This window comes from uncultured Mailhella sp. (assembly GCF_944324575.1).
Taxonomy (GTDB): Bacteria; Desulfobacterota; Desulfovibrionia; order Desulfovibrionales; family Desulfovibrionaceae; genus Mailhella.
Genome location: NZ_CALUWV010000029.1, coordinates 19,498 through 27,126, shown reverse-complemented (window position 1 = coordinate 27,126; position 7,629 = coordinate 19,498). Strand labels below are relative to the sequence as shown.

Annotated in this window: 7 protein-coding genes; 6 read left to right on the top strand and 1 reads right to left on the bottom strand. The window is 52.6% G+C overall.

Annotation, left to right across the window (positions count from 1 at the left end):
- From fdnG to Q0J81_RS05335, 6 genes are all read left to right on the top strand, one after another.
- Nucleotides 1-2,384 (top strand): formate dehydrogenase-N subunit alpha (gene fdnG, locus Q0J81_RS05360; RefSeq protein WP_294446432.1); only part of this gene is annotated, 2,384 nt, incomplete at its 5' end.
- Between the two features lie 46 nt (nucleotides 2,385-2,430).
- Nucleotides 2,431-3,090, top strand: coding sequence for a 4Fe-4S dicluster domain-containing protein (locus Q0J81_RS05355; protein ID WP_294446431.1), 660 nt, complete (start codon nucleotides 2,431-2,433; stop codon nucleotides 3,088-3,090).
- Between the two features lie 120 nt (nucleotides 3,091-3,210).
- Nucleotides 3,211-4,134 (top strand): formate dehydrogenase accessory protein FdhE, encoded by a 924-nt coding sequence (locus Q0J81_RS05350; protein WP_294446430.1) that lies wholly within the window; start codon nucleotides 3,211-3,213, stop codon nucleotides 4,132-4,134.
- 44 nt (nucleotides 4,135-4,178) lie between these two features.
- Complete coding sequence (locus Q0J81_RS05345; RefSeq protein WP_294446429.1) at nucleotides 4,179-4,625, top strand: cytochrome c3 family protein; 447 nt, start codon at nucleotides 4,179-4,181, stop codon at nucleotides 4,623-4,625.
- 353 nt (nucleotides 4,626-4,978) lie between these two features.
- Entirely contained in the window at nucleotides 4,979-5,878 is a 900-nt protein-coding gene (locus Q0J81_RS05340; RefSeq protein WP_294446428.1) for an aldo/keto reductase, read from the top strand.
- 106 nt (nucleotides 5,879-5,984) lie between these two features.
- Nucleotides 5,985-6,695, top strand: a complete 711-nt coding sequence (locus tag Q0J81_RS05335; protein ID WP_294446427.1) for a Crp/Fnr family transcriptional regulator — start codon at nucleotides 5,985-5,987, stop codon at nucleotides 6,693-6,695.
- Here Q0J81_RS05335 and Q0J81_RS05330 read toward each other — a convergent pair.
- Nucleotides 6,667-7,623 carry a glycyl-radical enzyme activating protein gene (locus Q0J81_RS05330; protein WP_294446434.1) on the bottom strand — a complete coding sequence of 319 codons (957 nt, stop codon included), beginning with the start codon at nucleotides 7,621-7,623 and terminating at the stop codon, nucleotides 6,667-6,669. The two genes, Q0J81_RS05335 and Q0J81_RS05330, sit on opposite strands and share 29 nt — an antisense overlap.
- Between the last annotated feature and the right edge of the window lie 6 nt (nucleotides 7,624-7,629).

Here is a 7,629-nt window from a genome sequence, read left to right as displayed (position 1 = left end):
TGATTATGGGCAGCAATGCTGCAGAACATCATCCCGTATCCTTCAAGTGGATCATGCGGGCCAAGGACGCCGGGGCGGCCGTCATGCATGTCGACCCCAAGTTCTCCCGCACGTCGGCACGGTGCGATTTCCATGTGCCGATCCGCTCCGGTACGGACATTGCCTTCCTCGGAGGCATGATCAACTACATCATCGAGTCGGGAAGCTGGTTCAAGGACTATGTGGTGAACTACACCAACGCGACCTATGTACTGGCCGATTCGTATGACTTCAACGACGGTCTCTTCAGCGGCTATGACGCCAAAAAGAGGGTATACGACCGTTCTTCCTGGGCCTTCAAGCGCGACGAGCAGGGAGCACCCGTGCGCGACTTCACGCTCAAGGACGAACGCTGCGTATTCAACGTCATGGCAAGACACTACTCCCGCTACACTCTGGAGAACGTCTCCAAGATTACGGGCGTGTCCGAAGAAAACCTCATGAAGGTCTACAAGATCTTCTGCGCCACTGGAAAGCCGGACAAGGCCGGCACCATTCTGTATGCCATCGGCTGGACTCAGCACACGGTGGGCGTGCAGAACATCCGTGCCTCGGCCATCATCCAGCTTCTGCTCGGCAACATCGGCGTGGCCGGCGGCGGCATCAACGCCCTGCGCGGCGAACCCAACGTGCAGGGCTCCACGGACCATGCCCTGCTGTACCACAACCTGCCGGGCTACCATAACACGCCTCTGGCGCAGTGGCAGACTCTGGAGGAATACAACAAGGCCAACACTCCCGTCACGCACATCGCCAACAGCGCCAACTGGTGGAGCAACCGTCCCAAGTACGTGACCAGCCTGCTCAAGGGCTGGTTCGGCGACGCCGCCACGGCAGAAAACGATTTCTGCTATGGCTGGCTGCCCAAGTGCGAGGATGGCGAGGATTATTCCTATATGTACGCCATGGACCGCATGCTCAGCGACAAGATGCGCGGCGGCTTCATTTTCGGCGTGAACCCCATGAACAGCTTCCCCAACACCAACAAGATGCGTGCCGCTCTGGATCATCTGGACTGGCTGGTGGTGGCGGAACTGCATAACTCCGAAACCTCGGACAACTGGCACCGCCCGGGCGTGGATCCGTCCACCAAGAAGACGGAAGTCTTCCTGCTGCCCTCCGCGCACCGTGTGGAAAAGGAAGGAACCATCAGCAACAGCGGACGCTGGCTGCAGTGGTTCGACAAGGCCGTGGAACCCGCGGGTGAAGCCCGCTGCTTCGGCGACATCTACGTGCCGTTCATCAACACCATAAGAGAACTGTACCGGAAGGAAGGCGGCGTCTTCCCCGATCCTCTTCTCAATCTCAACTGGGCGGACAAGTTCGATGCTGCCGACTGGGCGAAGCGTATCAACGGCTTCTTCTGGAAGGACACCGTCGTCAACGGCAAGACCTACAAGCGCGGACAGCTCGTGCCTGCCTTCGGCAACCTTCAGGCCGACGGTTCCACTTCTTCGCTCAACTGGCTGTATACGGGCAGCTGGACGGAAGAGGAAGGCAACAAGTCCAAGCGTCGCGATCCCAGTCAGACGGAGATGCAGGCAAAAATCGGCATCTACCCCAACTGGTCGTGGTGCTGGCCCATCAACCGCCGCATTCTCTACAACCGCGCGTCCGTGGACCTTCAGGGCAAGCCCTGGAATCCCGACAAGGCGGTCATCGAGTGGAAGGACGGCGCATGGGTGGGCGATGTGCCCGACGGTCCGTGGCCGCCCATGGCCGATGAAAAGAACGGGCGTCTGCCCTTCATCATGAACACCGACGGTGCGGGTCAGCTCTTCGGACCGGGACGTCTTGACGGCCCCTTCCCCGAGCATTACGAGCCCGCCGAGTCGCCTGTGGCCGCGCATCCCTTCTCCAGTCAGCTGACCTCGCCCTGCTTCAAGTTCCATGAAAGCGAGTTCGACAAGTTTGCGGCTCCGGCCGACCCGCGCTACCCCATCGTGCTTACCACCTACAGCATGACGGAACACTGGTGCGGCGGCGGTGAAACCCGCAACGTGCCCAACCTGCTTGAGGCCGAGCCTCAGCTCTATGTGGAAATGAGCCAGGAACTCGCCAGGGAAAAGGGTATCAAGAACGGTGACGGCGTCATCATTGAAAGCGCCCGCGGACAGGTGGAAGCCATAGCCATGGTCACCATAAGGCTGCGGCCCTTCACCATCATGGGCAAGACGGTTCATCTCATAGGCATGCCCTTTGCCTACGGCTGGACCACTCCCGGCTGCGGCGATTCCACGAACCGCCTCACCGTGACCGCCTATGATCCCAACACCACCATTCCTGAAACCAAGGCCTGCTGTGTGAACATCCGCAAAGCCGACAAGCTGACCGAAATAGCCTGATTCAGGCGGGGCGCGCCTTCGCGGCGCGCCCCTCAAGGAGTACGCGATGCCTAAAGCATTTCTTATAGACACAACAAGGTGCACGGCCTGCCGCGGCTGCCAGCTGGCATGCAAGGAGTGGCACAACCTGCCCGCCAACGTCACCAAGCAGCGGGGCTCCCATCAGAATCCCCCGGATCTCAATCCCTACAACCTTAAAATCGTCCGCTTCCACGAGCATCTCGACGATGCGGGCAATGTGGTGTGGAACTTCTTCCCCGACCAGTGCCGCCACTGCCTGACCCCCATCTGCGTGGATCTCGCCAATCTGGCCGTTCCCGGTTCCATGATTCAGGACAAGGCCACCGGTGCCGTGCTCGTCACGGAAAAATGCGCCCAGCTTGCTCCGGCCGACATTAAAGCGATCATCGAGGCCTGTCCGTACAACATTCCCCGGTACAACGAAAAGACCAAGATGCTGACAAAGTGCGACATGTGCATAGACCGCGTTTCCGCAGGACTTCAGCCCATGTGCGTGAAAACCTGCCCCACGGGAGCCATGTTCTTCGGCGAGCGCGAAGAAGTTCTGGCAGAAGGCAGGAAGCGTCTGGACCGTATCAAGGAGCGCTATCCCAAAGCCCGCCTCGTGGATACGGAAGATGTCAGCGTCTTCTATCTTCTGGCGGAAGAACCCAAATATTATCACGAGTTTGCCAGCTTCGGCTAAAATCAGCCGTGGGCCGGAGCGTCTCAGCACTGCCGCTCCGGCATGAACTCGTGAGCGGCAACCTCCACAACCTTGCATCTCATGGGCGGCGTCGCCGCCTCCAGACTTTCAGGAGTCATCATGGCCGAATCCCGTCAGACCGTTTCAGAAACCCTTGCCGGCATCATTGCGCGCAGGCCCGTGCTTGCGCCCATGCTGAACGCGTTTGAGCCTCTTCTTGAGGCCCGCGCGGCTCTGCCGGAAAAACTTGCTCCTCTGCTGGAGAAAAGCGGCTTCGAGCTGCCTTCCTGGCAGCCGGAGCGGGCCCGGCAAGGCGCGCCTCTTCTTGCAGGCGTCTCCCTGAACGGACTTTTCCCTCTTTTGCGGGAATCCGCAGACGTGCTCGTACCGCTTCTGGGCAGGTTGCCCGGCATGGCCGAACACGAAACGTCTCTGGCGGCTTTCTTTACCGACGAAGCCCTCTGTCTGCGCGCTGCCGACACGCTTCTCACCGGACATGATGCGGCGCTTGTCGATGCGGCAACGCAGTCAAACATTCCGCCCGCCGTGCTCCTTTTCGCGCTGGAAACGGTTCTCGGCCCCGTGCTGCGCACGCTGGCCGCCACCTGTGACGCTCCTTGGGACGAACGTCCCGCCTCGTGGATGCAGGGATTCTGTCCCGTATGCGGCTCCTTTCCCTCCATCGGCTATCTGGACAAGCGCGTTTTCGACGAGAAGAACGCCTTTCTGGCCGGAGGCGGAGGCAAAAAACATATGCACTGCTCGCTCTGCGGCACCGACTGGCACTTCAGGCGCGGGGCCTGTCCTTCCTGCGGCAAGGAAGGTTCCGGCGTCATGGAGTTTCTTCGGGAAAGCAGGAACAGCAGAGGAGAACGCATCGACTGGTGCACCGCGTGCAAAAGCTACTGTCCCGTCGTGGATCTCAGAGAGTGCGACGGCACGCCCGACATGGACGCCATGGCACTCGGCATGATGCACCTGGACATGGTTGCCGCGCAGAAGGGTCTGATACCTCTCAAGCCCTCCTTCTGGAACCAATTCTAGCCACTGCCTCCGGGCATTTTTCCCCATCTACCGGGAGACTGCGCATGAAACCGCTTTTTATCCTTACCCTTCTCATCTCCCTCGCCTGGTGTGCCCCGGCACAGGCCCAGGACTTCAAGGCCAATCTCAAGTATCCGAAGAACCCCATCGTGCTCGGCGGCGAGATTTCTCCACGCATGGCGGTCACTTTCAACCACACCTCTCACAGCGACGTTCCCTGCGATACCTGCCATCACAAGCCCCGCTGTGCCATCTGCCACTACAGCCCCTCGCAGGAAAAGTCTCCATATGCGTCGTGCAGTTCCACCGAGGGCTGCCATACCATTCAGGGCAGAAGCAACGAGACTGAAAGCCGCTTCATGGCCTTCCACAGCAGGGAATCCATGCGTTCCTGCTTTGGCTGCCATCGCAGGATGAGCCTGGAACATCCTGAATTCCAGGGCTGCCGTCCCTGCCATCCCAACACCGTTCAGCCGGACGAAGAAAAGTAATTCTTCCCTTCTCCAGCAGCAAAAGCCCGTATGCCGTTTCACTTCCGACATACGGGCTTTTTATTGCATGAAAAAAGCCCACAGCATGGTTGGCAACCAAAGTAGCTCTAGGGCTGCCGCCTATGTCTTCTTATAATAATATAAAATTTCAGACTATTATCTTTAGCTCAAAGAACGTCTGCACTGTTGATTTTCTTCAGACGCGGTAAAACCTGATGCAGAAAATAAAAAAATAAAAAATACCAATCAATTGAGTATTGCCCTTCGAATAATCTTCAAGAATAAAATAAGAACATTGCCATCATGATGGAAAAATTTTTTCTTACCGCATCTCATAACAAACGGAGAACTGGATGAGTAGTCAAAGTGTATGCCTCAACAACGGTATTTCCATGCCTATTCTCGGATTTGGAGTTTTTCTTATTCCCGAAGAAAAGACAACACAGGCCGTGCACAATGCCATTGCTTGCGGCTATAGACTCTTAGACACCGCAGCAGCCTATAACAATGAACGCTGTGTAGGAGCCGCCGTAACTCAGAGCGGCATCGACCGCTCGGAATTCTTTATTACAACAAAAATATGGCCTACACAGTTCGGCTACGACAACACCTTTCTGGCTTTCGCAAGCAGTCTGAAAAAGTTGAAAACTGAGTACATAGATCTTTACCTTATCCATTATCCCGTTCCGGAGGATTTCCAAAAAACTCTGGAAACATGGAAAGCCATGTCGAAAATTCTGTCAGAAGGCAGAGTACGGGCTATTGGAGTCTGCAACTTCAACAGCAGAAATCTCGACATACTGATCAATGAGTCGGGTATAGTTCCGGCTGTGAATCAGGTTGAGCTGCACCCTTTCTACAGTCAGCGAATACTCAGAGCGTATCATCAATCACACGGCATCATCACTCAGGCCTGGTCTCCTCTCGGAGGGGTTCGAACCTATGGAGCCTTTGTTCCTGATGCCGACAAAAAGGTCGCCAGCATACATGTTAACAGTACGCTTCTCGAAATCGGAACAAAATACGGAAAAACTCCCTCGCAAATCGTCTTGCGGTGGATGATACAATCCGGGATCTCCGCCAACATTAAAACTCTCAACCTGGAGCATCTCAAGGCAAACATGGACGTTTTCGACTTCAGTCTCTCCATTGAGGACATTGAGCAGATTGAAAAACTTGACACGGTAACCCAGGGAGGCATTGATCCTCAAACCGTTACAGCCGATACGTTCGCTGTTTCCATAGTCGATTGACCCTCTGAAAATGTTCCGCGAAGCACCTAGATTCTTCGCGGAACATGCATCTTGATGACAAGACGAAAGAGTGTCATTCTTCTCAAAACCCTACAGGAGACGGAGAATGGCCGCTATAAACAAACTGATCGGGACAATCCCCTGCTTTGAAAACAACAAAAAGATGGAACTTAAGCTGCCTCCGTTGGGAATCCTTCTCGAACTCTCTTCTTTTTTTGAACCTTTTCTCATTTATGGAAAACGTGTAACCGCAAAAGCAGGGAGCAATTTGAGCTGGAGCAGTGGAACAAAACCTCTTGTTTATCTTAAAAGTGGACTTCTATCTTTCTATCTTAATAACAAGGATGAAGATATTAATTTATTTTTAGGCCCAAAAACACTTTTCAATGAAATGGATTACTTCATTCCATCTATAAACAACTGCTGTCATATATGCATGACTGATGTTGAATATTTTGAATTTGATATTAATTTTTTAAATCTAGATATTATAAAAAACAACAATGAAATATTTAATAGAATTATTCAAGGTATATGTATAAAATATTTAAGCCTTGAAGAAGTAGTTCGCATTCTTAATATAGGAAATTTCAGTAAAAGATTTGCCAATTTTCTTCTTTCTTTATATACATACTATGAAGTAGAAATATTCAATTACCCTCTGAATCAAAATAATATTGCTAAATTACTAAGAATAAGCAAACCGAGCATGATACGTCTTATTCATAAATTTAAAGCACACGGTATACTAAACGAATGTTCTTATGGTAAAATTCATCTTGCGAATATTAATCTTCTGCGAAGCTATGCTTTGTGATATCATAATATTTACATTTTTCTTTAGTTAAAATTTCTCTTGATAGACTTGTCAGTTCAGAAAAAAGCACGTCATCGGATTTGGTCTCGTTATAGAGATATCGTCGTCCGAGATAACGGTACTTAGCCTCTCCGAACCTATGAAACTTTAAAAGCTCATACTCTGCCCCAGGTATCTCGTCTCTGACAAAACGTGCTATCTGCGAAACGGCCTCAATATTATCGTTGACGCCAGGAACAACCGGAGTGCGTATGGTGATGCTCAATGCTGGGAATGCTCTTCTGATGGCTTTTATGTTGGCAAGAATTTGCTTATTCCCTGCCCCGGTCATCCGACGATGCATTTCGGCATCCATGACCTTAATATCGAAATAAAGTTCATCCAACAATGCAAAAATATCGAGTCTGTCATTAAGCTCGTAACAGCCGCAAGTTTCGACAGCCGTTTTCAGCCTGTGCCTCCGAGCCTCGGATAGCAGCGAACGTGTAAACAACGGACGACAAAGCGGCTCCCCGCCGGATACCGTTAGGCCTCCTGAAGAATATGCATAAAAAATGGACTCCTGAAGAACATTTTGCATGACTTCTTCAACAGAATATTTTTTCCCATAGCAAAACAGCGCCTGGCTCGGACAACATTCGGAAAGAGCAAGATCTTCCGGCACCTGTTTTTCGGGATGAAACAGAACTTCTTTTTTGTCTCCCATGCTGACGACACCGGATCTACTGCGCGAAGCACAGGTTCCGCAGTGAATGCACAACTTCTTATTAAAAGCGAGTTCAGCTTCAAATTTTTGAGATTCCGGGTTGGAACACCACGCACAACGAAGCGGACACCCCTTGACAAAAACTGTCGTGCGTATTCCGGCCCCATCATGCACACTGTAATGCTGGATGTTGAAACATATTCCGGTAGTTGACTCATTCATCACGTC

Coding starts and splice junctions, on each gene's coding strand:
- Q0J81_RS05335 (WP_294446427.1), top strand. CDS start 5,985: ATGGCCGCTATAAACAAACTGATCGGGACAATCCCCTGCTTTGAAAAC.
- Q0J81_RS05345 (WP_294446429.1), top strand. CDS start 4,179: ATGAAACCGCTTTTTATCCTTACCCTTCTCATCTCCCTCGCCTGGTGT.
- Q0J81_RS05350 (WP_294446430.1), top strand. CDS start 3,211: ATGGCCGAATCCCGTCAGACCGTTTCAGAAACCCTTGCCGGCATCATT.
- Q0J81_RS05340 (WP_294446428.1), top strand. CDS start 4,979: ATGAGTAGTCAAAGTGTATGCCTCAACAACGGTATTTCCATGCCTATT.
- Q0J81_RS05355 (WP_294446431.1), top strand. CDS start 2,431: ATGCCTAAAGCATTTCTTATAGACACAACAAGGTGCACGGCCTGCCGC.
- Q0J81_RS05330 (WP_294446434.1), bottom strand. CDS start 7,623: ATGAATGAGTCAACTACCGGAATATGTTTCAACATCCAGCATTACAGT.